The sequence below is a fragment of the Nitrospira sp. genome (assembly GCA_037045225.1).
Lineage (GTDB): Bacteria > Nitrospirota > Nitrospiria > Nitrospirales > Nitrospiraceae > Nitrospira_A.
Map to the genome: position 1 here is coordinate 1,918,600 of JBAOHZ010000009.1, position 26,046 is coordinate 1,944,645.

23 protein-coding genes are annotated in these 26,046 nt (G+C 59.1%); 13 read left to right on the forward strand and 10 right to left on the reverse strand.

Going from position 1 to position 26,046, the window contains the following annotated elements; genetic code table 11:
* The first annotated feature begins 11 nt into the window (after positions 1 to 11).
* Complete coding sequence (gene leuD / locus V9G17_09695; GenBank protein MEI2752866.1) at positions 12 to 632, forward strand: 3-isopropylmalate dehydratase small subunit; 621 nt, start codon at positions 12 to 14, stop codon at positions 630 to 632.
* Positions 633 to 653: 21 nt separating this feature from the next.
* Positions 654 to 1,043 carry a hypothetical protein gene (locus V9G17_09700; GenBank protein ID MEI2752867.1) on the forward strand — a complete coding sequence of 130 codons (390 nt, stop codon included), beginning with the start codon at positions 654 to 656 and terminating at the stop codon, positions 1,041 to 1,043.
* 20 nt (positions 1,044 to 1,063) lie between these two features.
* On the opposite strand, the gene corA is transcribed toward V9G17_09700, so the two are convergent.
* Positions 1,064 to 2,122 carry a magnesium/cobalt transporter CorA gene (gene corA, locus V9G17_09705; GenBank protein MEI2752868.1) on the reverse strand — a complete coding sequence of 353 codons (1,059 nt, stop codon included), beginning with the start codon at positions 2,120 to 2,122 and terminating at the stop codon, positions 1,064 to 1,066.
* A gap of 143 nt (positions 2,123 to 2,265) precedes the next feature.
* Here corA and V9G17_09710 point away from each other — a divergent pair, with 143 nt between their 5' ends.
* Positions 2,266 to 3,084 carry a 3'(2'),5'-bisphosphate nucleotidase CysQ gene (locus tag V9G17_09710; GenBank protein MEI2752869.1) on the forward strand — a complete coding sequence of 273 codons (819 nt, stop codon included), beginning with the start codon at positions 2,266 to 2,268 and terminating at the stop codon, positions 3,082 to 3,084.
* Positions 3,085 to 3,147: 63 nt separating this feature from the next.
* Positions 3,148 to 4,038, forward strand: coding sequence for an NAD(P)-dependent oxidoreductase (locus tag V9G17_09715; GenBank protein MEI2752870.1), 891 nt, complete (start codon positions 3,148 to 3,150; stop codon positions 4,036 to 4,038).
* A 12-nt stretch (positions 4,039 to 4,050) separates the two neighbouring features.
* Here V9G17_09715 and V9G17_09720 read toward each other — a convergent pair whose 3' ends face one another.
* Complete coding sequence (locus V9G17_09720) at positions 4,051 to 4,560, reverse strand: hypothetical protein (protein MEI2752871.1); 510 nt, start codon at positions 4,558 to 4,560, stop codon at positions 4,051 to 4,053.
* A gap of 355 nt (positions 4,561 to 4,915) precedes the next feature.
* Here V9G17_09720 and V9G17_09725 point away from each other — a divergent pair, with 355 nt between their 5' ends.
* The 7 genes from V9G17_09725 to V9G17_09755 are packed head-to-tail and all read left to right on the forward strand — an operon-like array spanning position 4,916 to position 15,151.
* The gene (locus V9G17_09725) at positions 4,916 to 8,278 is read left to right on the forward strand and encodes a PAS domain S-box protein (GenBank protein ID MEI2752872.1); all 3,363 of its coding nucleotides are present in this window, start codon (positions 4,916 to 4,918) and stop codon (positions 8,276 to 8,278) included.
* 25 nt (positions 8,279 to 8,303) lie between these two features.
* Entirely contained in the window at positions 8,304 to 8,807 is a 504-nt protein-coding gene (locus tag V9G17_09730) for a hypothetical protein (GenBank protein ID MEI2752873.1), read from the forward strand.
* 18 nt (positions 8,808 to 8,825) lie between these two features.
* A complete protein-coding gene (locus V9G17_09735) occupies positions 8,826 to 12,278 on the forward strand; it encodes a response regulator (GenBank protein ID MEI2752874.1) in 3,453 nt (1,150 codons plus the stop codon).
* Positions 12,278 to 12,616: an Hpt domain-containing protein gene (locus V9G17_09740; protein ID MEI2752875.1), complete on the forward strand. Its 339-nt coding sequence runs from the start codon at positions 12,278 to 12,280 to the stop codon at positions 12,614 to 12,616. The genes V9G17_09735 and V9G17_09740 overlap by 1 nt, the downstream gene beginning before the upstream one ends.
* Positions 12,617 to 12,673: 57 nt before the next feature.
* Positions 12,674 to 13,582, forward strand: coding sequence for a response regulator (locus V9G17_09745; protein MEI2752876.1), 909 nt, complete (start codon positions 12,674 to 12,676; stop codon positions 13,580 to 13,582).
* A 37-nt stretch (positions 13,583 to 13,619) separates the two neighbouring features.
* On the forward strand, positions 13,620 to 14,015 hold the full coding sequence (locus tag V9G17_09750; GenBank protein MEI2752877.1) for a response regulator transcription factor: 396 nt from the start codon (positions 13,620 to 13,622) through the stop codon (positions 14,013 to 14,015).
* A 23-nt stretch (positions 14,016 to 14,038) separates the two neighbouring features.
* The gene (locus V9G17_09755) at positions 14,039 to 15,151 is read left to right on the forward strand and encodes a HEAT repeat domain-containing protein (protein ID MEI2752878.1); all 1,113 of its coding nucleotides are present in this window, start codon (positions 14,039 to 14,041) and stop codon (positions 15,149 to 15,151) included.
* Positions 15,152 to 15,385: 234 nt separating this feature from the next.
* Here the strand turns inward: V9G17_09755 and V9G17_09760 are convergent, their stop codons facing one another.
* On the reverse strand, positions 15,386 to 17,740 hold the full coding sequence (locus V9G17_09760; GenBank protein MEI2752879.1) for a tetratricopeptide repeat protein: 2,355 nt from the start codon (positions 17,738 to 17,740) through the stop codon (positions 15,386 to 15,388).
* Between the two features lie 33 nt (positions 17,741 to 17,773).
* A complete protein-coding gene (locus V9G17_09765; GenBank protein ID MEI2752880.1) occupies positions 17,774 to 19,444 on the reverse strand; it encodes a hypothetical protein in 1,671 nt (556 codons plus the stop codon).
* Here V9G17_09765 and V9G17_09770 point away from each other — a divergent pair.
* Positions 19,425 to 20,831: a glycosyltransferase gene (locus V9G17_09770; GenBank protein MEI2752881.1), complete on the forward strand. Its 1,407-nt coding sequence runs from the start codon at positions 19,425 to 19,427 to the stop codon at positions 20,829 to 20,831. The two genes, V9G17_09765 and V9G17_09770, sit on opposite strands and share 20 nt — an antisense overlap.
* Positions 20,832 to 20,853: 22 nt before the next feature.
* On the opposite strand, the gene V9G17_09775 is transcribed toward V9G17_09770, so the two are convergent.
* The 5 genes from V9G17_09775 to msrA form a co-directional block, all read right to left on the reverse strand.
* Positions 20,854 to 22,008: a pyridoxal phosphate-dependent aminotransferase gene (locus V9G17_09775; GenBank protein MEI2752882.1), complete on the reverse strand. Its 1,155-nt coding sequence runs from the start codon at positions 22,006 to 22,008 to the stop codon at positions 20,854 to 20,856.
* Between the two features lie 165 nt (positions 22,009 to 22,173).
* On the reverse strand, positions 22,174 to 22,788 hold the full coding sequence (locus V9G17_09780) for a lytic transglycosylase domain-containing protein (GenBank protein MEI2752883.1): 615 nt from the start codon (positions 22,786 to 22,788) through the stop codon (positions 22,174 to 22,176).
* Between the two features lie 39 nt (positions 22,789 to 22,827).
* Positions 22,828 to 23,214 carry a hypothetical protein gene (locus tag V9G17_09785; GenBank protein MEI2752884.1) on the reverse strand — a complete coding sequence of 129 codons (387 nt, stop codon included), beginning with the start codon at positions 23,212 to 23,214 and terminating at the stop codon, positions 22,828 to 22,830.
* 219 nt (positions 23,215 to 23,433) lie between these two features.
* On the reverse strand, positions 23,434 to 23,853 hold the full coding sequence (locus tag V9G17_09790) for a CoA-binding protein (protein MEI2752885.1): 420 nt from the start codon (positions 23,851 to 23,853) through the stop codon (positions 23,434 to 23,436).
* Positions 23,850 to 24,473, reverse strand: coding sequence for a peptide-methionine (S)-S-oxide reductase MsrA (msrA, locus tag V9G17_09795; protein MEI2752886.1), 624 nt, complete (start codon positions 24,471 to 24,473; stop codon positions 23,850 to 23,852). Before msrA ends, V9G17_09790 begins: the two co-directional genes overlap by 4 nt.
* 204 nt (positions 24,474 to 24,677) lie before the next feature.
* Between msrA and V9G17_09800 the strand changes: the two genes are divergently transcribed.
* Positions 24,678 to 25,151, forward strand: a complete 474-nt coding sequence (locus tag V9G17_09800; GenBank protein MEI2752887.1) for an LEA type 2 family protein — start codon at positions 24,678 to 24,680, stop codon at positions 25,149 to 25,151.
* Between the two features lie 355 nt (positions 25,152 to 25,506).
* On the opposite strand, the gene V9G17_09805 is transcribed toward V9G17_09800, so the two are convergent.
* Entirely contained in the window at positions 25,507 to 26,040 is a 534-nt protein-coding gene (locus V9G17_09805; protein ID MEI2752888.1) for a hypothetical protein, read from the reverse strand.
* Between the last annotated feature and the right edge of the window lie 6 nt (positions 26,041 to 26,046).

Sequence of the window (26,046 nt, forward strand, 5' to 3'; positions counted from 1 at the left end):
AGAGGACACCTATGGACGCATTCACAACTTTGACAGGCCTGGTCGCTCCGTTGGACCGGCTCAATGTCGACACCGATCAGATCATTCCGAAACAGTTTTTAAAGACCATCAAGCGAACCGGCCTGCGGGAAGGACTGTTTTACGATTGGCGGCGGCGGAAGGATGGCTCGCAGGATCCCGCCTTCTTCCTCAACCAGCCCCGCTATCACAACGCCACGATGCTGCTGGCGCGCGACAACTTCGGCTGCGGATCATCACGCGAACACGCGCCATGGGCGCTGCTCGACCAAGGGTTTCGTTGCGTCCTCGCCCCGAGCTTCGCGGATATTTTCTACAACAACTGCTTTCAAAACGGTATTCTCCCCGTGGTGCTGACAGGACCTCAAATCCAAACCCTGTTCGAAGGCGTCACAGACCGCGAAGGCTATCAGCTGACGGTCGACCTGGCGGCGCAACAAGTCACGGCGCCGGACGGCGCGACCTACCATTTCGAGATCGATCCGTTCCGAAAAGATTGTCTGTACCGAGGATTGGACGCGATCGGCCTCACGCTCCAACAGGCCGGTCACATCACGGAATATGAACAACGCCGTCGTACACAAGCCCCCTGGCTGTTTCAAGACGTGCGCTAACCATCGGGAAAGGAGCGCCCTATGACGTGGTGGGAAACCATTCTGTTTCCTGTGGCCTGGCTGTGGAGACCGAAACTTCTCTTCACGTTGCTCTTTTTCGGCGGCGCCGCCTATCTCTTGGTCATCTTCAATTGGAGCTACTCCGACGGAGATCGCGCGGGCTATCTCCAAAAGCTGTCTCGAAAGGGATGGGTGTGCAAAACGCAGGAGGGCGAGCTGGCCATGACAACCGTGCCTGGCGTGGCCCCGCTCTTATGGACGTTTACGGTGTGGGATGAGGGCGTAGCCAAGAAACTCGATGGGCAAATGGGTAAACGAGTGGTCCTCCATTACAAAGAGTACCGGTATCTTCCCACCACCTGTTTCGGAGAGACGACCTACTTCGTGGATCGCGTCGAGATCTTGGACTAACCGTGGCCGTTCGCGAGTCGCTAGAGCCACTTCTTCTGCTTGAAAAAATACAGCATGGCCATTCCGGTGGTCGCCATGACGCCGAGTACGGCCGGATATCCCCAGGGTGATTTCAATTCCGGCATGTGCTCGAAATTCATCCCGTAGATACTCGCGATAAAACTGAGCGGCATGAAAATCGTCGTGATGATCGTCAGCACTTTCATGACGCCGTTCAAGCGATAACTCACGCTGGATAAATACACTTCCATCATGGACGACACCATTTCACGCAACGTCTCGATCGTATCGCCGATCTGAATGATGTGGTCATAGACATCGCGGAAAAAGACCTTCGTCGACCCCTGCAGAAATTGCCCGTCCGAACGCGACAAATTGTTCATAACATCCCGGAGCGGCCAGACGGAGCGACGCAGAAACAGCAGTTGCCGCTTGAGGCCGTGGATATCGCGCAATGTCTCTGGGCCGGGGTTTGTGACGCACAAATCCTGGAGCGCCTCAATTCGTTCACCCAGCGTCTCCAGAATGACGAAATACCGGTCCACAATCGAATCCATCAGCGCGTACAAGAGATAATCCGCGCCGGCATGACGTAACCGGCCTTTTCCGTTCCGCAACCGCTCTTTCACACCTTGAAAGACATCCCCGCCGTTCTCTTGAAAGGACAGGAGAAAGTTCTCACTGAATACCAGACTGACCTGCTCGACGTTGATGTCTCCCTCCCGGTCCCCTTCATACAGCATCTTGAGCACGACATACCCGTATGAGCCATAGTCGTCGAGTTTCGGGCGTTGGTCGGTATTCGCGATATCTTCCAGCAGCAAGGGATGGAGGCCGAACATTTTCCCGAAGGTCTCCAGCACATCCATCTTGTGGATGCCACCGACGTCCACCCATCGAACCGTCGGCTCCCCGGTCATCACGATCTCGTCCGGCTTCGACACCGTCCGCTCTTGGAACTGTCCCTCGCCGTATTCGTACACCGAGATCGTGACCGTCTCGGACTTTTTTTCACCGATATGGACCAGTGTGCCGGGCGGCAAGCCCGCCTTGCGGGAATGTTTGTGCTTCAGCTTCATCGCTCTGCCAGCTTGTACGCGGAACAGGCAAGAGGGTCAAGAGCGGACTCGGCGCCAAGCCACTCCGGACTTTGCTCCCGAACCAAGACCTGGTACGGTAAAGACATACAACCACCACCTTTCCCTAGGAACCGGGAGCTCGCATGACGATGGATCGTGAACTCAGCATCTTGTCGGAAGCCCTGAGGCAAGCCGGGCGTGAAGCACTCCGATTCGCGGCCATCGGATTCGACACCTACACCAAGCCGGATCGGTCACCCGTCACCTCTGCCGACCTGGCGGTCAATCAGATCCTGCGAGACAGCTTGTCGTCGGCGTTTCCTGAAGACGGATGGTTGTCCGAGGAAACAGAGGATACCGAGGAGCGACTCAGCAGGGACCGCGTCTGGATTGTCGATCCGATCGACGGAACGCGCTCATTTGTGCGGGGCCTGCCTGAGTTTTGCCTGTCAGTGGCCCTGGTTGAGCATGGCGTGCCGGTCGTCGCAGCGATCTTCAATCCGGCCACCGGTGAGTGTTTTTCGGCCATTCGCGGACGCGGCATTCGCATCGACCGCCAGTCCGATGCCGGCCAGCCTCCGTTTACTCCCCCTGAGCGGCCACTTGCCCTTGTGAATCCATGGGAACACCGGGTCGGCCGCTTCCGGACCCTTGAGCCCCATCTACATTGCCGTCCGATCGGATCGATTGCCTATGCCCTCGCGTTAGTCGCCGCCGGGCAGGCCGATGCCGCCGTGACGTTGGACGGGGGCAATGAGTGGGACATCGCCGCCGGCGTTCTGTTGATCGAAGAAAGCGGAGGGCGCGCCACCACGGCCACAGGCCATCCGTTTACGTTTAACCGCGCCGATCCCAGGGTGACAGGCACGTTGGCCATCGGTACAGCCCTGACCTCGCCGGCGCGCACACACCTGATGCAACTCAGTGCCGAGCGTACCGCTCTTCGCACCCCCCTCCCTTGACCCTTTCAACCGCGATCGCTTCTCTGTACGATGTCCGCCTGGCAGACACCATGGAGGTTTCCCATGAACGTGGCCTTGTTAGGCACAGGGTTGCTGGGGCAGGCGGTGGCGGAACGGCTGCATGCTACCGGTCATCACCTATCGGCCTATAATCGTACTCCTGAAAAAACCCTGGCGCTGCAGCAACAGGGTATTCACATCGCCTTAACGGCGGGAGAAGCGATCGCCGCTACAGACGTGGTCGTCCTCATGCTGGCAGACGCGACGGCCATTCGTGCCGTGCTGCTCGATCCCTCAACCAGCCAGGCACTTCGCAATCGCACGATCATTCAAATGGGGACAATCGGTCCGTCGGAAAGTGGTTCGATCGGAGAAGACATCGAGCGCTTGGGGGGACAATACCTGGAAGCGCCGGTGCTAGGAAGCATCGCCGAAGCCAAATCGGGCACCCTCCTGATCATGGTCGGAGCGACTCCGGAGCAGTTTGTCACCTGGTCACCGCTCCTGCATGCCCTCAGTTCGGACGTGCGCCTGATCGGCCCGGTGGGAAAAGCCGCCGTGATGAAGCTCGCGCTGAATCAACTCATTGCCGCAGAAACGGCGGCCTTCGCCCTGAGTCTTGGACTGGTTCGTCGAGGCGGGGTGGAGGTGGATACCTTTATGGCCGTGTTGCGAAAAAGCGCCCTCTATGCGCCGACGTTCGAGAAGAAGTTGCCTCGACTCGCGGAACGCAACTATGCCCGGCCAAACTTTTCGACCCGACACCTGTTGAAAGATGTGGAGTTAACCCTTGCCGCCGCAGACACCGCACAGCTCTCCCCAGGCGGACTCCCGGGGGTCCGATCACTGCTCCTCGACACCATTGCCATGGGGCTAGGCGATGTGGACTACTCAGCGCTCTATGAACGGGTAGATCCTGCAACGAGTGGGTCACCGGATAACCTAGGACAGTAGGTCACTGCACTGCTAGGGAGAGGAAGGCGCGGAGCGTGATCCTTGGTTCTCAACGATCGATTGCACCTTCAGCACGTGAAACCGCCCTCCGGGATTGGTTGGAGCAGTATCACCCTCGATGCGTGTATACCACCAGCGACCTTCGCCTTCTGAATAGTCGGACGATAAGGTGATCTCAAATCCCCCTTCCCGATTATTCTCTCGTTGAGCCCAGGCCCCCGTCCAGTGGCGGTCGGACAAGATGTCAGTTCGAAACCGCCCATCCTTAAAATCGTAAAAGCCATTGCCGAATTGGTCCAACCTCAACGGCACCACCATCCCGCTTTCTTCGTATTCCCATTCTCCTGCAAGAACCGCATGCTCCGCCCGATGCAAGGAGATTTCCCCCGACGAGGGCTCCGGCCAGGTCGCTTCTGGTGGCCGTGACGCATGACCACACCCTTGCAGCGCCAGCGCCACAAGACCGATCGACATGAATGCCAAATTTGTAGACTTGATCGCGTGAATCCCAGGTCTGTCCATATACGCTCTTCCTTCGGTGCTTTCTCGGAACAAAAAACATATCACGCAAACTCACTTGCCTCAAGTCTCTGACGCATTTTGGCTCATTTCAACCACTCATCGGTCGCGTCCAAACTTGCAACAGACAGCACGGCAATACGGACGTCGAGCTGGTCGTCGGCAGATCTCGCCCCAGCCCTCCCTGACGTAGAACGTATGTATGAATCCTAGGGGCCTCAAGGTCGAATCCCGTTGACCGATAAAGAGAAGGTAGGAAAGGCTTGCCTGGCACACTGCGCCGGCACAAACGGGTTCTGTAGACCGATGCCCAAGAGCACCCACGAACCATCTGACCGCAGACGAAATTGATCGCACGATGAGTACCGCTCCGTTCCCCGACAACGAACCCCAACGGATCGAAGCCCTCATGCGGTATGAGATCCTCGATACCGATCCGGAAACGAACTTTGATGATCTCGTGCAGCTGGCCGCGGGGCTCTGCGAAACGCCGATCGCGCTGATCAGCCTGGTTGATCCACTGCGGCAATGGTTCAAGGCGAAGGTGGGAATCGCGACCTGTGAGACCTCGCGCGATCTGGCATTCTGCGCCCATGCCATCCTCCAGCGCGATATCCTGGAAGTCCCGGATGCACTCGAAGACGAACGGTTTGCAACCAACCCCCTCGTGACAGGAGAGCCCTTCATTCGGTTTTACGCCGGCGCGCCACTCATCAGCACGGAAGGGTATAGCCTCGGCACGCTGTGCGTGATCGATCGGACACCTCGTCATCTGACGACGAACCAGCGGCAGACCCTGGCCATCCTCGGACGGCAAGTCCTCAGTCAGCTTGAGTTACGCTTGCGGAATCTTCAACTGGCGAGAACCCTGGCCGCCCAAAAACAATTCGAAGCGCTCCACACACGGATACTCTTCGCCTTTGACCACGCCATGGAGGGGATCGCCCTCCTGGATCAATCCGGGCGCTACGCCTACATGAACCGAGCGCATGCGAACATCTACGGCTACGACACCGCCGAACTGATCGGGAAATCGTGGAAACATCTCTACGCACCCGAATGGACCGCGAAGATCGAGACCGTATTCTTCCCTCTCCTCATGAAATCGGGGCATTGGCATGGGGAAACGACCGGCATGAAGAAGCTGGGAGACAGTATCTCCACTGAAGTCTCCTTCGTCCTCCTCCCTACCCAAGACAATCAAGAGGTGTGGCTCCTCTGCACCTGCCGAGATCAAACAATACAGAAGGCGGCTCGGGATAAGATTCTCGACACCCAAGCGCGGCTCCAGGCAGTACTCGATTCCGCCACAGAAATCGCCATCATCGCAATGAACCCTGAAGGCCTTATTACCGTATTCAACCGCGGGGCGGAATGGATGCTTGCCTATGAAGCGTACGAGATGGTGGGAAAACAATCGCCACTCGTGCTGCATCGTCCCTCCGAACTGGAGTCCCGCGCACAGGAGTTGTCGAGCCGGTTCGGCTGTCCCATCGAAGGATTCGACATTTTAGTCGAAGAAGTCCGGCGTGACGCATATGAGGAACGGGAATGGACCTACGTCCGGAAGGACGGCCAGCCGATTCCCGTCACCCTCTTGATCACCGCCATGTGGGATGCCTTTGGTAACATCACCGGCTATCTCGCAATTGCCAGGGATCTGACCCAAACCAAACAGGCGGAAGCCGCCCTGCGCAGGAGCGAGGAACGCTATCAGGTCGCCGTCCGCGGGTCGAGCGACGGCATTTGGGATTGGAACATCCTGACGAACGAGCTGTATGTCTCACCGCGCTACAAAGAACTCCTCGGGTACGACGACCACGATACCGACCACGTCTTCAGCAGCCTGTCGTCCCGCCGGCATCCGGACGACGAGCGTAGCATCGCGGCTGCAGTGGCCGCGCATCTGAGCGAACGGACGCCCTACGACGCGGAGTACCGGTTGCGCACAAAGTCGAATGAGTACCGCTGGTTTCGCGCGCGGGGACAGGCGATGTGGAACGCCCAGGGGCAAGCGGTCCGCATGGCGGGATCAATCACCGATATCACCGACCGCAAGGCCGCGGAAACCGCCCTGGCGGATGCCGCCTCAGAGCTGGCGCGTCGAAACACAGAACTGCAACAGGCGCGGGACCATGCCCTGGCGGCCACGAAAGCCAAGAGTGAGTTTCTGGCCTCCATGAGCCACGAGATCCGAACACCGATGAATGCGATTGTCGGGATGGCCGACCTGCTTCAAGAAACCTCCCTCTCAGCGGTGCAACAGGAATATGTCAATCGATTCAGCCGCGCGACCAGCAGTCTATTGGAACTGATTAACGACATCCTGGACTTGTCAAAAATCGAAGCCGGGCACTTGGAACTGGAATCGATTCCGTTCGACCTGCATGATCTGATCGACAGAACCGCGGAGTCGATGGCCGTCCGCGCCCATGCCAAGGGCATCCACTTGATTGCGTTCGTCCACCCAGACGCTCCCATCTCACTCATCGGCGATCCCACCCGCCTGAGGCAGGTCCTGATCAACCTAGTCGGCAACGCGATCAAATTTACAGAACACGGAGAAGTCGTGGTCCGGGTGGAACCCATCCTTGATCAGACGCTGTCGAAGTCCCTTCGCTTCTCCATTTCGGATACCGGCATCGGCATCCCGAGCGAAAAGATCGGCTCCATTTTCGAGAGCTTTACGCAGGTCGACTCCTCCACCACCCGCAAGTATGGCGGAACCGGTCTCGGGCTGAGCATTTCAAAACGCATCGTGGCGTTGATGGGGGGACGGCTCACGGTCGAGAGCCAGCTCGGGAAGGGGAGCACCTTCTCCTTCGTGCTGCGCTGCGAAACACCGCTGTCCGAACCCATGGCGGCACCGCCCTCGACGTCGCTCCAAGGACATCGGATTCTCGTGGTGGACGGCAATCACACCCAGCGAACGATGATGCGAGAGCATTTATCCAGACTCGGCGCGCTGATTGTCGAATCACCGGATGGAGCCACGGCGTTGATCGCCCTTGATGCGGCCGGACAACGGGCCCAACCGATCGACCTGGTCATCATCGACGATCGCCTCCTGGACCAGCATGGGGTGGAACTCGCAAAAGCCATCCGCGCCAGACCTGACGGCGCCGCGCTGCCGTTGGTGATTCACACCGCGGAAGTGCAGCGGAATGCCGTGCGCCGGAGCGACGAATTGGAGAACGTCATGTATCTGTATAAGCCACTCAGCCGCGCACGTTTACTCGACTCGGTCACCCTTGCGCTGGAACAGCAGCCAACCACCCCTCCGCCTCCTGCAACGACGCCTGTTCACCCCGAGCCAGCCGACCACGCTCCGCTGTCCATCCTCCTAGTCGAAGACCTGGAAGACAACCGCAAGTTGATCGCCTTGTTCCTGCAGGGAACGCCGTATCAATTAGACATCGCGGAGAACGGGGCCATCGCGGTCGAAAAGTTTCAAGCGGGCCGATATGACCTGGTGTTGATGGATATTCAGATGCCGGTCATGGACGGATATCAGGCCACGAGCGCCATTCGAGCCTGGGAACAGAGTCAGAAGCGGGACGCCACGCCGATCATTGCCCTGACAGCCCACGCGTTCAAAGAAGATATCGACAAAAGCCAAGACGCCGGCTGTAACGCGCACCTCACGAAACCCATTAGGAAGAAGACGTTCCTGGAGGCCATTCGACAGCACGCCCGACGGCGTGAGCCCCGCGCGGCATAGGGGCCCTGGACGGAGGTCATTTCGAGTGGAGAAGACACGCAATCAGATGGAAGGCCAGAAGAAAGACTTTCGGCTGTGGCTTGGACTCATCCCGATCGCGCTGATCGTCTGGCTGATGCTCGGAACCATCGACACGCAAATGCGAGTGAGTCTCATCGGTGGACCGGATGTTCAACGGTACGATCCCGCCTCAATCACACGTGCCTTCAAGGGAGCAACGACGCTCGGCATCCCCTTCCTGACAATGACCCAGGGCACCGTCATCGCAATCCTCACGTTTTTCCTCGCCCCCTCCATGATAGGCGGGGACCAGGCCACAACCATCATTCGGACCTGGGAAGTAGACGGGCAGCGGGCTCGAAGACCGATTGTGGCATTGACGGCCAATGCATTTGGGGAAGAAATCGAAAAAAGCCTCTTGGCAGGATGTGATGCACACCTGACCAAACCCATCAAAAAACAGACCTTGTTGACAGCACTCGTTCAGGCGAAAACACCGACCGTCGCACCCGGGCAGCATGACGCATAGGAGCACACAGCCCCACTGATGAAACAGATCTGGCAACATGGAGCCCTCGCCTCGAGTAAATGGTTCACCCGACTGATCCTGGTCGTGGCGTTGCTTCCATTGCTCGTCGGAGGAATCGTGCTCTGGCACGTTGAAACACGTCTGGTCGCCGATGCAGGGCAGAACGTGGCCACCGTGGCGGCCGAGAGCGCCAACAAGCTTGATATGATCGTGCACGAACGGATCAATAGCATCACGTTACTCTCGCATGCGCCCGTCCTCTCTACGCAAAACCGCAAAAAAATCCAACCGATTCTTCGAGCGTTGCTAGATCTCGCACCGGAGTTCAGTTGGGTCGCCCTCACCGATGCGACGGGACGCGTGATTGCAGCCACCGAAGACTCCCTGATCGGGAAGGATTTTGGTCGCAATGCGGCCTTCCTCTCGCTACGCAACGGCGCCCAAACCGCCGTCGAGGATGCCGTCATGAGCCCTGACGATCACGGCCAGTTCGCAATGACGATGATGGCGCGCGTCAACGGCCCGGCTGGCGAGTGGAAAGGCGGAGTGATCGCCCGGATCGGTGTGCCCACCCTCGAAGACGTGCTCACCCAAAGCGTGATGGCACTGCAAACCTTGTGGGGAAATGCCGTACACCTGGAGTACCAGCTTATCAACCATCGTGGCGACCTGATCGCGGATTCGTTCCTGCGCGAGGAGGGGCAGCATAACCTGAGACAGATGGGGGTCCCTTCAGCACAACTGACCGATATCAGCTCCTCCGGCTTTGTCGAGGAGTGGTATCCTCGCCGCAAGACGCAGGTGATTACCGGTTATGCTCGCACGCAGGGGTACGATGACGAAGGGCGGCTGTACTGGAGCATTCTGGTACGAGCGGACCGTCACGACATCCTCGCACCGATCCTCACCAGCATTCTCATTATTGGGCTCGCCGGTGCTCTCGTCATTGCCTCGCTGATCGCCGTACTCCTCTGGAGCACCATCAGCCTGAAACGCGCCTGGCTTCAAACTCAACACGAACACCGCCGGACCTTGGCGGCCGAAGCGCGATTCCTCAAAGTACTCGACGCGTCTCCGGACGCGTTTGTCATGGCGGATGATGCCGGACGCATCGTCTACGTCAATCGCGTCGTCGAATCCACCTTCGGCTACCGGCCCGACGAACTGGTCGGCTGGCCGGTGGAGACCCTGATGCCGGAACGATATCAGCGCGCCCATCCGACTCAACCCCGCCAGGACACAGCGGCCCCCTACACCCGACCCACGAGTGACAACGACGACCTGATCGGGCAACACAAGGATGGGCACGAATTCCCCATCTTAATCAGCCTCAGCTCCGTTGACATGGAAGACGGTTGCTACGCGCTGTCGGCGATCCGTGATATCTCCCTGTTGAAGCAGGCGCAAGAAGAGCGCGAACGGCTGGGTCGTAACATCAGACTGCTGCTCGACTCCACGGCTGAAGGCCTCTGCGGCATGGACCTTCACGGTCGCTGCACCTTTGTGAATCCGGCAGGAGCAGAATTGTTGGGTCACACCCCGGACGAACTGCTAGGTCAGCCTCTGCATGCTCTCATCCACCATTCCCATACGGATGGTTCACCCTGTCCTGAAGAGCGCTGTGCATTGACCCAAGTCTACCGGACCGGAAAAGGCTGCCGATTGGACGATGACGGGTTATGGCGCAAGGATCGGTCTCTGTTCTCGGCGGAAATCGACGCCCGCCCGGTGTATGAGGCCGGCCTCCTGTCGGGCGCCGTCATCGCCTTTACCGATATTTCTGAACGGAAACACACGGAACTGGCACTCGCGACCGCAGCCGCCATTCTGAAGGAGCGGAACGCAGAGCTGTTGGACGCCCGCGACCAGGCCTGGGCCGCCACGAAAGCAAAGAGCGAATTTCTCGCCTCCATGAGTCATGAAATCCGCACGCCGATGAATGCGATCATCGGGATGGCAGACTTGTTGAAAGAAACCACGCTGACCGTCGATCAACGCCACTATGTTGACCGGTTTTCTCACGCCGCCGATGCCTTGCTGGAACTCATCAACGATATCCTCGATCTCTCCAAGATTGAGGCCGGCCACCTGAATCTGGAGACGATCCCGCTTGACCTCCGCGACGTCATCGAGAGTACCGCTGAACTCCTCGCCGGACGCGCACATGCCAAGGGATTGGAGCTGATCGCCTACATTGGCCCGAATGTGCCACCCTGGGTTTCGGGAGACCCCACACGGCTCCGACAGATCCTGATCAATCTCCTCGGCAACGCCATCAAGTTCACCGAGTCTGGTAGCATCACGGTGACGGTGCAGTCATTTCCCACCCTAGTTGATTCCGGCAGCCTTCACTTCACCGTGACGGATACCGGCATCGGCATCCCCGAAGACAAGATCCAGGCGATCTTCGAAAACTTTACTCAAGTCGACTCGTCGACCACACGCAAGTATGGGGGAACCGGCTTGGGGCTTGGCATCAGCAAACGACTTGTCGGCATGATGGGTGGCACCATCTGGGTCGACAGTGCACTCGGAGCCGGCAGCACATTCCACTTTACGGCACAACTGCCTACCTGTCTGCCACAGGAGTCCTGTCCAGACAGTTCGCCTCTCCCAAGTTTCGCATTGGCCGGACGGCGTATTCTCATCGCGGACGACCACGAGATCAACCGTCTGGTCGTGCGAGAGCATTTGTCGGAGTTCGGGGCCGAGGTGGATGAAGCATCCGACGGCACCTCGGCATTGGACAGGCTTCGGCAGGCCGCCACGCAGGGGGGACAGTACGACCTCGTGCTGCTCGATAGCCATATGCCCGGCCTCACCGGCCTCCAGCTCGCGGCGGCGCTCCAAACCGACGCCCAACTCAGGTCCATACCGGTCATTTTGCTCACCTCCGAGGTGCGACTTCCCGACACACTCCAGTTGAACACCGTCGGGGTCCGAGCTTTTATAGCGAAACCAATCCGACGCACCCCGCTTCTCAAAGTAGCCCTGCGTACCATCGAGCAGGAGGGCGTCACTGATCTTCCGATGAAGCTCCCAGCACCGGATGCGCCGGACACCTCACTGGCCAGCCCCTTACGCATCCTGCTCGTAGAGGACCTCGAAGATAACCGTAACCTGATGGCGTTGTTCCTCAAAGATCTGCCCTACATTCTCGAGACGGCAGAAAATGGCCTGCAAGCCGTAGAGAAATTCAAGCTGAGCCACTACGATTTGATCCTGATGGATATTCAAATGCCGGAGATGGACGGATATGAGGCCACCACCGCGATTCGGCAGTGGGAAACCGATGCGCATCGAGTGCCGACACCGATCGTCGCTCTTACGGCCAATGCCTTTCAGGAGGAGCTCGAAAAGAGCTTGGCTGCCGGCTGTACCGCACATCTGACCAAACCGATCAAGAAGCGTACCTTGCTCGAAGCCATTCACCGGTATGGAATCCTCAGATCACGAAAGGACGCAGCCTGATGAGTGACAGCACGCCTGCATCTTCGGACCTCGGGTCCGGACCGATTATCGTTCATGTGGATGCATCCTTTGAACCATTGATCCCCAAATTCATGGCCAACCGGAAGAAAGAGCTCACAACGATGACGGCGGCCGTGGACCAAGGCGATTTCGAAACGGTCCGAAAGGTGGCCCACGGCATGAAGGGGGTCAGCGGCAGTTATGGCTTTCAGGCCATGACCGTCATCGCCACTCGACTTGAACAAGCCGCCAAGACCACGGACGAACAATCCATTCGTACCGACCTCCCGGTCTTGGGGTCATACTTGGAACGTGTCGAAATCGTGTACGAAGAATAACGACCGGTTGACGAGCCTGATGGGACGGCTCCGAGCGGACATCGAGAGGAAGAGCACATGACTCCTACAATCCTCAGTATCGAAGATGAGCAGGACACCTCGGCACTGCTGAAAAGCGTGCTGGAGCGCGACGGCTATCACGTCGTTCACGCCGCGGACGGCCGGCAGGCGATTTGCCTGATCGAGACCATGCTTCCTCCGGCCCTGATTCTGCTCGATGTCATTCTTCCCTATGTGAACGGATTCGAGCTCTTGATCGCACTTCGGTTGAATCCCGATTGGAAGCATGTGCCGATCATCATGGTCAGTGCCGATTCCTGCGCGGCGGACATCGAGCGCGCATTGGCTCACGGGGCCACCGACTATGTGGTGAAAACGGCCGGCATAGAGGAAGTGATGCGCAAGGTCCGGCGCGCGCTGTCCTCCGTCGTCGTGGACGCTCCCCCTGCGGTCACTGAGGCGCCGGTGCGCCCAATGCCGACACGTCCGCGACGGAGAACCGCGCGCGCGGCGTCCGTCCGCAACGAAACGGAACGGACGAACCGCATGACCGGGCGTACCAACGCCTCTGGACGGATCATTCTGCTGGTCGAAGATCAAGAAGATACCGCCTGTTTGCTCGAATTCGTGCTACAAAAGAATGGGTACCGGGTCATTCACTCCAACACCGGCGAACATGCCAGACGTCTGATCACCACGATGGCACCACCGGATGCGGTCTTACTGGATGTCCACCTACCCGATATAAGCGGACTCGATCTACTTGTGCACCTGCGCGAACAGGAGCAGTGGAAAAACATCCCGGTGGCCATGTTGACCGCCGATACTGATAGCCTTGATATGCGACGGGCTGCCCTTCTCGGTGCGAACGATTATATTATCAAACCTGTCAGCCCAACCCAGTTGGCCACGCGACTCAACCGACTACTGAGGGGTTCACACACAAGACAGAACCGGGTCGCATAGGGCATGCCCCGCGATCCCGCAACTGAGGAGTCCTCCCATGGAAACCACCACGCCCCATAAGCCTATGGTCCTGATGGTCGAAGACGAAGAAGATACGGCGAGCTTGCTGAAGTTTCTACTGGAGCGGGCAAGTTACCGCGTCGTCCACGCGAAGGACGGACGCAGCGCCCAGGAATTGGTCGACACGATGGAGCAGCCGGACATCATCTTGCTGGACGTGATGCTTCCGTTTCTGAGCGGACTGCAAGTCCTCACGTACATCCGCAGCAAGGCCGCATGGGAAAAGGTGCCGATCGTGATGTTGACCGCCGACGGCAGTGAACACGACATCAAACGAGCACTTGAGAGCGGGGCCAACGATTATATGCTCAAGCCGTTTAACCCTCGTGAGCTCACCAGTCGGCTGAAGCGTTTCCTGGGCCCATCGGCGTAGGCCATTTCGAAGAGGACGCCCGCGTGCTTGCCCTCGACCATGCTGATGCAGCACTCAAAGTGGGTACCCTGACCGCGCTCGGCATCTATTCCGCCGTCATCCTCCTCTTGCTGAGCATCCTGCTGCTACGCGTGCTTCGTCTCGCCAAAGAACGGCGCCGCCAGGCCGTCACCGAGACCTGGAGGCCACTGCTTGCTCAATGCGTTGTCGAAGTACCTGAGACGGTGCCGCCGCTGAAACCTCGCGACCATATTGTCTTTCTCTATCTGTGGAATCACTGTTATGAATCCATTCAAGGTGAGGCACGCGCGCAATTGATTGAGCTGGCCCGGCGGATGGACACCGACCAGGTCGCCAAGCAGCTCCTGCACAACAGGCGACTGCGCCGGCGGCTGCTGGCGATCGTCACCCTGGGCCATCTACAAGAACGATCCGCCTGGGACGAGCTGGCCGTCATCTTGGAGTCTGACAACGCGTTTCTCTCTCTCGTCACGGCCAAGGCCCTACTCAATATCGATGCGCAAGCGGCCATCCCCCTGCTGATTCCTGTGATCAGCCGACGGCACGACTGGTCCCCACTCAAAGTCGTTGCCATGTTCGACGCCGTAGACCCGGGTCTTGCCGCGGAAACCATTGCCATAGCCGCAAGTCAGGCCCATCCGCAAATCGCCGCCCGCTTGATACGCCACCTCGCCGCGACTCAGAGTCCACAGGGACTGCCCCCCCTCCGGGCACTCCTACAACGAGGCACGCCACCGGACGATATACTGGCCGCGTGCCTGTTTCTCTTCGGAGAATGTAGTGACCCGCGGGATGTCGCGACCATTCGTGCGCACATCTTTCATCCAACCTGGTATGTGCGTCTTCAAGCGGCCTCGGCGCTCGGCAAGGTCGGTGTCGAGGAAGATGAAGCGCTTCTGATCAAACTGCTGGATGACGAACACTGGTGGGTACGCTATCGGGCGGCTGAAGCCCTCTCCAAACTGCCCTGGATGACGCCGGAGAAACTGACGGAATTGTGTAGCGGCCTCTCGACGGTTGAGTCACACGAACATATGCTTCCCTTCATGGCCCAAACGAACGTGGGAAAAACCCGCCCGATCCCCCCCTCTTCCCAAGAACCCCGAGCCGCCTAAGTCCACCTACACGATCCCTTGGTTCTCCGGCGAGTCCGCCGCACACCGATCTGCTCGCTGTCGACCACTGGTATCGTGGGGGCCGGTGAGTCCTGGAACGCGTGAAGAGCCCTGCGCTGAGATCTCGATGCGTTGATCAGGGTTCGATCTCGGCAGGACTCAGCTCCGGATCACGAGCAGAACAATCACCACGGCGACGGCTGTGAGGCAGGCACGTGCCGACGGTTCCATCGATTACCAGTGATAGATCAGATTGAGACTGCCTCCGCGACGGACATAGAGGAATCCCCGGTCCTCGTAATAGCCGGAGACTTCCGCCGAGAAGCGTTCCGTGAGAGGAAACGTCGCGCCGGCCTGAATGGTGCGGCTCCCCACTCGAGTAAAATCTTGTGCGGCCACAATTCGTTCCCCGGATGTCCCAAACGAGCCGGACGCGAACAACTGCACGCGATCAGTCGGTCGCCAGGTGAGCTGTGAAGCGAGGGTGATGGCGCCGGTGTTCGGAATAAAATAGACCTTCTCGGTCAACCATAGATTGAACGGCAGGAAAATCGTCAGGCCCGGCATCAACAGATCGATATCATCCTGTTTGTAATTGAGGCGGCGATATCCGAAGGACAGTTCGATCGGCGCGAGCGACGCATGCAATCCCCCCAGCCCTTGCGCCACCTCGCCGACCACTGAATAGTTGGGCGAGAAGTTCGGATTGATCGTCCCTTGCGCCGCAATGTAGCCCCAGGCTCTCTGCCACAGCGGACTGTACAGCTCCGCAGACACCGGCGTGTCGTGGAACCCGAACCGGTTCATCGGTTCCACTCGAAGCACCACGGTCTGGTTGCCCCAGGGTTTGGCGATCTCAAACAGAACATCACGCTCGTCCGGTTGATTCTTCGTATAGGAATAGTGGCTGTACCCGATCTTGGCGTAGTCCCGATATGGAAGGCGCAACCCGGTCAGACCTTGCCCCACTGCCGCCCGGGGCGACACCAGCAGTTCGGACTTCACGGCGCGCAGTTGTTGCTCAATGGCCGGATCGTGGGTCTCCGCAAGTAAGGCCTCGTAGCGGTTCAGGGCTTCCGAACGATGTCCCCGCCAATGGGCCACCTCCGCCAACCCTCGCCGGGCCTCCACACGCGTCGCGTCAGCCTGCAGCACCTCCTCATACAGCCCATGAGCCTCGTCGAACTGTTTCTGCCAGGAGAGCACTTGCGCAAGTGCGAGACGAATATCCTGATCCTCAGGATGATCCGCCAAGACGTCCCTGTACAACGTCGCCGCTTCAGCATGGGATCCCTGCCACGAGAGCACTCGCGCCAAGGCGCTACGCACTTCGTCGTTGTCTGGATGCTGCTGGAGCACTTCGCGATAGACCGTCTCGGCCTCTCGATACTGTTTGGCGATCTCAAACCTTGTTGCCCGCTCCATTGCGCTGCTGATGGCGTGCGCGTCGGTGTCCCGCGCAGCAACGGTCGCCTCCGCTTCAGCCGGATGAGCCGGCTTCGCGTCGGCCAGTAATTCGATCTTCAGGGCTTTCAGCTGCGCTTCAATCTCGGGATCGTGAGTCTCGGCGAAGAGTGCCTCGTAACGTTCCACCGCCTCCGAGCGATGACCCTGCCAATGAGCCACCTCCGCCAGCCCTCGCCGGGCCTCCATCTGCGTCGGGTCCGCCTGCAATACCTGGCCATACAACACCCGGGCTTCCGCAAACTCCTGTTGCCAAGCAAGTATTTGCGCCAAGGCGATCCGAACATCCTGATCGTCCGGATGACGAACCAGCACCTCTCGGTACAGCCCCGTGGCTTCCGCATGTGCGCCTTGCCTGGACAACGTCCTCGCCAGGGAGGCGCGGAGCTCGTCGTTCTCCGGAGCCCGTTGCAACTCCTCGCGATACACCACTGCGGCCTCCGTGTACTGCCGCATCAATTCTAATCGCCGCCCCCGCTCCATCGCCGCGACCTGATCCGACGAGGACACAGACGACGGCGTAGTGGGTCCTGCGACAGTCGGTGCCATAGAGTCCGCTTTCAACGTACGCAGCCGCGCCGCCACCTCTGCATCGCCGGTTGCCGCCACCACGCGCTCATAATACGACATGGCCTGATCCGGATGGCCGCCCCACAACAAGACATCGCCGAGTCCGGTCAACGCCTCCGGATGGTTCGGCTCTTCTTGGAGGATTCGTTCATACTCTTGGCGAGCCTCATCAAGGTGCTTATGCCAAGAGAGCACACGAGCGAGGCCAACCCGACTCTCGTGGTCGAGGGGATGGCGGGTCAAGACGTCGCGGTACAAGGCCGCAGCCTCATCCCAGTGTCCCTGCCAAGAAAGCAATCTGGCCACCTTCGCGCGCACCTCGTCGTTCTCCGGTCGTGCAACGAGATACTGACGGTAGGCCGCAACAGCCTCCCCATACTGCTGCTGGACCTCCAAGGCCGTGGCCCTCTCCAACACCTGTCGCGGAGACGAGTCCGCAGGCTGTGCGGAGAGCGTGGAAGACCACGCCCACAAGGACGCCGTGGCGAGCAGGCTCACCAGGAAAACGTTCCCGACGGAACGGCGCCGACTGATTTGTTTTCTGATGTCCCGCATCCGTGTCGACCCTGCTGACCGATCTGCTCAACCCTATTGAGGGAGGGCTCTGAATCCGTCGAGATCGTGAATAAGGACTCCTGCAAAACTGCGAGACGAGGTGGTATCCAGCATGCCTTGTACGACCAGAGACACGTCGGCCCGCGATCGACCCGCAAAACTCAGCCGCTCCGAGTTGACCGTGTATCGATGGTGAATGCGAAAGCCCTCCTGCTGAGTCGCCACACTCTGCTGCGCAGGCTTCGGCACCCACTGAAGGAGTCGCCGGTCACGGTCCAAAACCGCCTCTATCCGAGCAGGGTCCGTTTCACGCCGTAAGACGACATGCCGTTCTACCGGTAGCGTCGTCGTCTCAACGGCCAACCACACTGGTATCTCCATCACGGCGCCATATCGAAGGATGTCATCAGCGATGTCCTGCACGTCATCGAGATTGGTGCGATAACTCATCACCGCGACTTCGTCGGCTCGGTCCATCACTGCATAGGCGAGGGGTCGCCCGCCGATCGTCGGACCGGCCAACCAAAAAGGCAGCACGATCGACAGCCTGGTACGTCCGTCGATCGCACGCTTCAAGATCTCGATGGTATCGACATACCGACGAAGTTGGACCTCATCCTCAAGAAACCCGGGTAGGAGATAGGGCTCGAGATCGAGCTGCACCCCGGACAACACACCTGGCTCCGCGAGTTGAAGGACCCTCCGTATCTTATCGGCCAACATATGAGGTTCCTGAATGGCTTCAGGATATCCATCCAATGCCAACGCTTCGAGGCCACTGTGCTGCACTTGCGCCATCAAACGGACATAGCCGCGCCAAATGGCCTCGTCGTCGGATTGAGACGGCATCTGGATCAGAAGACGGGAGCAGGCTTGGATCCGGCACGTCGCCAATATGCCTTCCGGATTCTCCATCGCCGAACGATAATTCCATACCCAGAAACCAATTCCGAGAGGCTGCTTGCTCCCTGACGGCGCCCGGATCACCTCCATCCGGTCGAAGTGAATATGTGCACTCTCCGCCTCAGTGGAAACCACGATCGCCGTCACATACCGAAGGTCCAACCGGCGACCGGCCTCCTTTAAAGCAATGGTGATATCGAACGAGCCGGTCACCGTCGCCAGCGGTACGTTGTCCTCTCGCCGGTGACCGGCCTGATCATCCAGCGCCACCACTACAGAGCCGGTCGCAAAGCCACGTAGCCGCAACCAATGGTAGGACATGAGATCAACCGGCGCTCCGGCTTGATGTATCGCAATACGTTGTCCACAGCGCCCCTGGCCTTCCGCGCTCCACTGCAGGTCGATCCCCTGCTCCTCTTTGTGAACCTGCCCCTGGCAGGGTCCGAACGACGTGGACTCCCCCAACACCGATTGGAGTTCAAGAATGGGCTGAAACGGTCGATAAGGAAGAGGGGCGGCATCTCGCGGTGGGCCCTGGAGGGCCACGGTTGGAGTGGTCTGCTCACCGACATAGGTGAGGTCAATCTCATAGATCGTCGCCGGGAAGAGCCCCATGACGGGCACATCAGCAGAAGAGGCCACGGACGGCATGGTGAGACATCCGAGTACCCCGACCAAGCAGGCGGCGACCTGCAGCACCCGACCCTGTACTGCCCACCTCACCGACTTGTGTTCACTCCGGTTCGCAACGACAGCTCCTCGGGTGGAGAGGCCCTGATCGATGTCGCTCACAACATTCATGTCAATCTCCGAATGGCTGTTCTTGCTGTACCTTCTCGGCCTGACCGCCGGATACTTGATGCTGGACATCATCGCGATCTTTCACCTACGGCAATACCTGCAGGAACGGGTGCTGGAAAGTTTGCCGCAAAGTTATACGGGCTTCGAGCCGCAGATCAGCGTACTGGTCCCCGCCTATAACGAAGCCGCCACGATCGCCGGGTCGATCCGCTCGTTACTGCAGCTCAGTTACTCCGAGTACGAAATTGTCGTGGTCAACGATGGCTCGAAAGACGAGACCATCGACGTGCTGCGAAAGGAGTTCGACCTGTTTCCGTTTCCGGAGGCCTACAATACGCAACTCCCGACCGCAGAAATTCGGACCATCTACCATTCTTCTCTGCACGCCAACCTGCGCGTGATCGACAAAGAAAACGGCGGGAAAGCCGACTCCTTAAATGCCGGGATCAACCTGTCGGTCTACCCACTGTTCTGCTGTATCGACGCGGATTCGATTCTCCAACCAGACAGCCTGCGTCGTGCCGTGCAGCCGTTCCTCGACGATCATCGCACGGTCGCCAGCGGCGGCACCGTCCGTATCGCCAACGGCTGTCGCGTGGAGAACGGGTTTCTGACGAAGATCGGACTCCCCACGAATCTCCTGGCATTGTTCCAAATCGTCGAATACCTTCGTGCGTTTCTCTTTGGGCGATTGGGCTGGTCCCCGATGAATGCCATGCTGATTATTTCCGGCGCGTTCGGCATCTTTCGCAAGGAAGCGGTGGTCACCGTAGGCGGGTACCGGTCGGACACCATCGGTGAAGATATGGAACTCGTCGTCCGCCTGCACCGGTATCTGCGCTTCAACGACAAGCCCTATCGCATTACCTTCGTGCCCGACTCGGTGTGTTGGACCGAAGCCCCTGAGGATTTGGGAACGCTCAAGAATCAACGGATTCGCTGGCAGCGCGGATTGTGCGAGAGCCTGACCAAGAATCTCGATCTGCTCTGCCACCGCAAAAGCGGCACGATCGGATGGCTGGCGTTTCCATTCATGGCGATCTTTGAATGGGTCGGCCCGGTAGTCGAAGTGTTCAGCTACTGTTTCCTGGCGCTCGGATTCGTCCTGGGCGTCGTCTCGTTCCAGACGTGGTTGATTCTGCTCACTGCGGGCATCGGAATGGGCGTCCTACTCTCGGTAAGCGCCCTGTTGCTGGAAGAGATGTCGTTCCACGTCTACCCCGATCAGCGCGACATATTCAAACTGCTCCTGGCCGCCGTACTGGAAAATCTCGGGTATCGCCAACTAAACACCGTGTGGAAGCTGATCGGCTTGTATCGATGGGTGCGCGGCAAGAAGGCCACCTGGGGCACCATGACGAGAACCGCGTCCTGGCAGACACGATAGCGGGGAGCATATCTCCACGAGATCATGCCGTGAATCGTTCGATGGCCTGACTGGCCTGCTCCAGATCCTTGTCGGTCTTGGCCATACAAAACCGCATGAAACGACGCCCCTCTTGCCCTTCGAAGAACGCTTCGCCCGGCACGCCCGCCACGCCGGTCTTGTCCAACAAATACATCGCACGTTCGCGACTTGTCTTTCCCGGTAGTCGGGACACATCCGCCAGCACGTAATAGGCCCCCTGCGGTACGGCAGGGGGCAATCCCGCTTTAGCCAAGGCCCCGCAGAATCGATCCCGCTTCTGCTGATGCTCCTTCGTCAGGTCACTGTAAAACGAGGAGCCGAGCGCGCGAATCCCGGCGGCGACACCATACTGCAGCGGCGTGGGCGCACAGACATACAAGACATCGCTCATCGCACCGATGGCCTTGGCCCACGTGGCCTCAGCCACACTGTAGCCGATGCGCCACCCGGTGATACTGAACGTTTTGGAGTATCCTCCGATGGTAATGGTCCGGTCGGCCATCCCGGGAAGGGATGCCATGCTGACATGCTCCCGCCCGTCGAACACGAAATATTCATAGATCTCGTCCGTGATCACCATCACGTCATGGCGACAGGCGATCTCCGCAATCTGTTCCAACTCCCATCGTGCGAAGACCTTTCCAGACGGGTTTCCCGGAGTATTCACGACGATCGCTTTGGTCTTGGGCGTGATGGCCTGCTCCAGCCCCTGAAAATCGACCGACCATTCCGGAGGCCGCATGGCCACATAACGAGGAACCGCCTCCACGGCGTGGATCGCCTGGATGTGGTACGCGTAGAACGGTTCAAAGAGAATCACTTCGTCGCCTGGATTGAGCAACGCCATGCAGGTGGCCTGAAAAGACCCTGTGGCGCCGGCACTGACGGTCACGTTGACGTCCGGGTCGGCCGCGATTCGATTGTATGCAGCCAGCTTGTCGGCAATCGCCTGCCGCAGTTCCACAATGCCGTCAAAACGTGAATAGATATTGTGGCCTTGAGCCATCGCCTGTTGTGCGCCTTGCACCACGACCGGAGGAACAGGGGTGTCGCAGACGCCTTGGGACATATTGATCCCGTTCACCTTTGCACAGGCGAGGGTCATGGCACGAATATCCGATTGGGCCAACCGAGCAGTGCGATCGCTTTTCTTCATCACCATCCTCGACAATATAACCAGGTCTCCGCCGGCCGGCTGCTGTTTCGCCTCCGTCGCGCGAGCCAGAATTCCGTACCCGGTTCTGGAGAAAAATGCAACCGGCGAGCGGGCGGCACCCCATACCTACGCCCAGATGCGGACCGATTCATGGGCCGGCTTCATTCATCTGTGCGAAGGGGAGAAGAAGAAGGGCCGGCCAGCCGGGTCTCGCGATCCCGATTCCGTGGCCGCCCCGTGAGCCTCCGCGCGGAATCGATTGTAATGACCCAGCACACGTTCGACATAGAGTTGGGTCGCAGGGAGCGCCGGAACACCGATCGCCTGCCTGACTCGTGCCTCACCGACGTGGTACGCCGCCAGCGCTAACGTAAGATCCCCGTCGAACCGGTTCAGAAGTCGTCGAAGCAGCGCCGCGCCTGCCCGAATGTTGTCCTTCGGATCAAACGGGTCCAGCACATGGAGCGCCGTAGCGGTCAGGGGCATGAGCTGCATCAACCCGATAGCACCCTTCGATGACACGGCGTCCGAATTGAAGTTCGACTCCACCTTGATCACCGCCTGCAAAAGAGCCGGGTCGAGCCCATATTGTGCGGCAGAGGCAGCAATGAGTGCGATGATTGACTCGGGAGCGCGAGGAAACTGGACGTCTTTCATGCCCGGATCAAGTGCGACCCGGCTCGCCGGGGGCATCATCGCCATCAGGCACCCGGCCACCACGAAGGGGCAGAGCACGCGGGCCAGACGCTCCCAGCGAGAATTCCATTCCGGCTGTTGCATGATGGTGCAGGGACTCGAACGGCGCAGCCCGGCCCCGTCCTACCGGACATCCTCATCGAGGCTTCTGATGAGCACGGCCCGGCCCTGTCGATCGAACCAGGATTGGATGCGATCACCCACGTGGGCCGGTCGATCGATCCTCGTGTTCTCATCGTGGGGAATACGATGTTCCTGCCCGCCGCCATCCCGAACCAGATACGCTCCACCCTCTACCGCTTGCACTTGGCCGACCAGCGATCCGCCCGCCTGGTCACCGGCTCTCACCGTAGCCCGACTTTGCGCCCCCAGCGTACCGGTGACGATCCCCACGCCCAGACTTTCCTGTGGCGAGGGGCCCTGCAGGGCCGACTGCGAACAACCCATTGCAAAGAGTCCCATGGGAAGAATGAGCAACGCACGAGCGCATACCGTGAGCGAAGGCATCATGGCTGTAACCTCCAGAGATAAATGGTAGGAACATCGGTGCAAGAGAGGCGCGGAGCCCCGTCGCATCACTATTCCATGGAGATACGGAATGCTCAAGAAAATGAAACAAATCGGCGGGAGCGGAGAGTGGATGGGAGGTCTTGAAACGCGACTATCGAGAAACCAGGTCTGGGGCGATGACTTATCGCTGGTACTATCAGCGATAAGTAGAATACGCGGTCAATGCTCGCCCAAACAACGCAGATGCTCTTTCAGCCAACACCGATCCATCACCACCTGCAATCCGGCCCGGCGCGCACGCTCAGCCGCCGCCTCATCAATCACGCCCTCCTGCAGCCAGACAGCCTTGGCCTTGATCCGGATCGCTTCGTCGACGACCACACCCGCCTCTTCCGATCGTCGAAAAATCGTCACCAGATCGATCGGACCGGGCAGAGACGAGAGTTCAGGATAGGCCGGCTCCCCTAACACCTCGGTCTCTCGTGGATTCACCGGCACCACCACCTTCCCCTGCTGTTGCATGTAGGCTGCCACCCGGTAGGAGGGGCGCGACGGATTCGACGACAACCCCACCACGGCAATGATTCGGCAATCCTGGATAAGCCGCGCCAACCACTCCTGCGAGCCTGAACCGGTCATGGAGTCCCCCAGAGATCTTCCAACCGCTGCGCCCGCCCGCAGCTATATTTGTAAAATTTATACCGCACCGGATTTTTCTTATAATAATCCTGGTGAGAGTCCTCGGCCGGATAAAACGGCGATGCCAGGGTGAGTTCCGTGACAATCGGCCCATGAATTCGCCCGGACTGTTCGATCTTGCGTTTCGACTCCTCGGCCAGACGGTTCTGTTCCTCAGTCTGATAGAAAATCACGGCACGGTATTGGCTGCCATGGTCGCAGAACTGTGCATTCGGTGTGACCGGATCCACGTTACGCCAGAAGGTTTCGAGCAATGCGGCGTAACTCACTTGAGCCTGATCGTAGACCACTTCAATCGACTCGGCATGACCCGTCCCACCGGCGGAGACTTGTTCGTAACTGGGGTTTTCACCCCGCCCGCCCATGTAGCCACTGGTCACTGCTGTGACGCCGGGAACCTTCTCGAATACTTCCTCCATGCACCAGAAGCACCCTCCGGCGAAATACGCTTTCGCCGGATCGGATAGCCCGGCAGCCTGCCCGGCCGATCCCAGAGACCCTGCCAGCACCATCGCCACAACCAGCAACGCACACCTTATCTTGCGTGTCATGCTGTTCATTGGATCAGTCCTCCCTACGCCTGAGTCTACCCTTCGCTGGTTATCTTACCAAAGCACTCGACGCACCGCGATCGAGGCTTCGGACTCGTCTCCCGTGACGCTGCAAAACAGCTCTTCTGTGAACGCCGGCGGCGGACCTGCCCGATCTCCTGCTGGTATCTACGAGCATCGTAATCGAACAGATGTTTCTGTATGATGGGCGGGATGAAACGGCTGATTTCGTTTGCGGGATTGATGGCGGCGCTGACGTGTTTCGGATGCGCCTCCTGGTTCATGAACGGGGAAGCCCCCGAAGTCTTGGTCACCAACGTCACGCCGCTGGAAACGACTGCCTTCGAGCAGCGGCTGCAGGTGGACCTGCGTATTCGCAACCCCAACGATTTCGAGCTCGCCGTCACCGGAATCGACTTCAAGCTCGATCTGAATGGAAATCGGCTGGCGCGCGGCCTCGGCAACAAGGAACTGGTTATCCCGCGACTGAGCGACTCCGTCACATCGGTGGAAACTAGTACGTCCACCTTACAAGTCGTCCGTCAACTCCTGTCTTTCTCCGGCGATCAGCCCCTTGCCTACCATGTCACAGGCGTGCTGCATACGAAGGAGGGCCGCCTCCCCTTCGACAACTCCGGCGTGCTGCTGGAAAAAGGCGCGCTCTCCGGCTCCCCCGCCGCCCCCTAAAAGGTCGCCGCTTCCGTCGTGGTTCGTGAAGCGTCGTTCGTCTCTCGTCCGAAAAAAAAGAGCCTATGGTGTATAGCTAATAGCCCTAAGCCCTTCCTCCCCCCCCAACGAGATACGCTTCACGATTCACGTTTCACGGACATCGCGAACAAAGCTGGCAGGCTTTTTCAGCCGCTTGCTAGCCCGGACGCTTCATGCAGACCGTCGCGAGGCGTTCGAGATCGAAGCCCGATGGGGCTGCTCGCAAGTGAGGACGACGCAGGCGTACTTGTAGTCCGTCGAGGAGGCCGAGCGAGAACGGCCCCGGCGGGCGAGAGGATCGGACGACGCAGCAGGTCTGCATGTAGAGTCCGGGCTAGACTCCGCCCCAGGAGCGCGCCCCCTGCACCAAATCCGGCTGTTGCTGTTCGAACTGCTTCATCATGAGCCCAATGGCTTCTTCGGGGTTTTCCACCGCCGCGATGAGTCGCCCGCCCAGCTTCTTGAAGAATTTTTCTTCGGCCGGCGTGGCCCCGACCAGAATCACCGGTTTCCCCGCCTTGAGGGCAAGGGCCACCTCCGACACGGTACCGGCTCCCATCAGTCCGCAAACCACCACGACGTTGCTAGACATGACGTTCACATTGTTTCGGGCGTTGCCCATTTCGGTGATGATCGCCAGATCGACATACTTGGACACACGTTCGCGACTCGAGGGCAAGACCCCGATCGTCAAACTGCCGGGAACCTTCTTGGCTCCCTGGCAGGCCGCATCCATCACCCCGACGTCACGACCGCCGGTCAGCACCACCCACTCGCGGCGCGCGATCAATTCGCCCAGCACACGAGCATTGTCGACGTCCTTCTTCCTGGCCTTCGCCGGACCCATAACTCCTACGATGTATCGCATACCCTA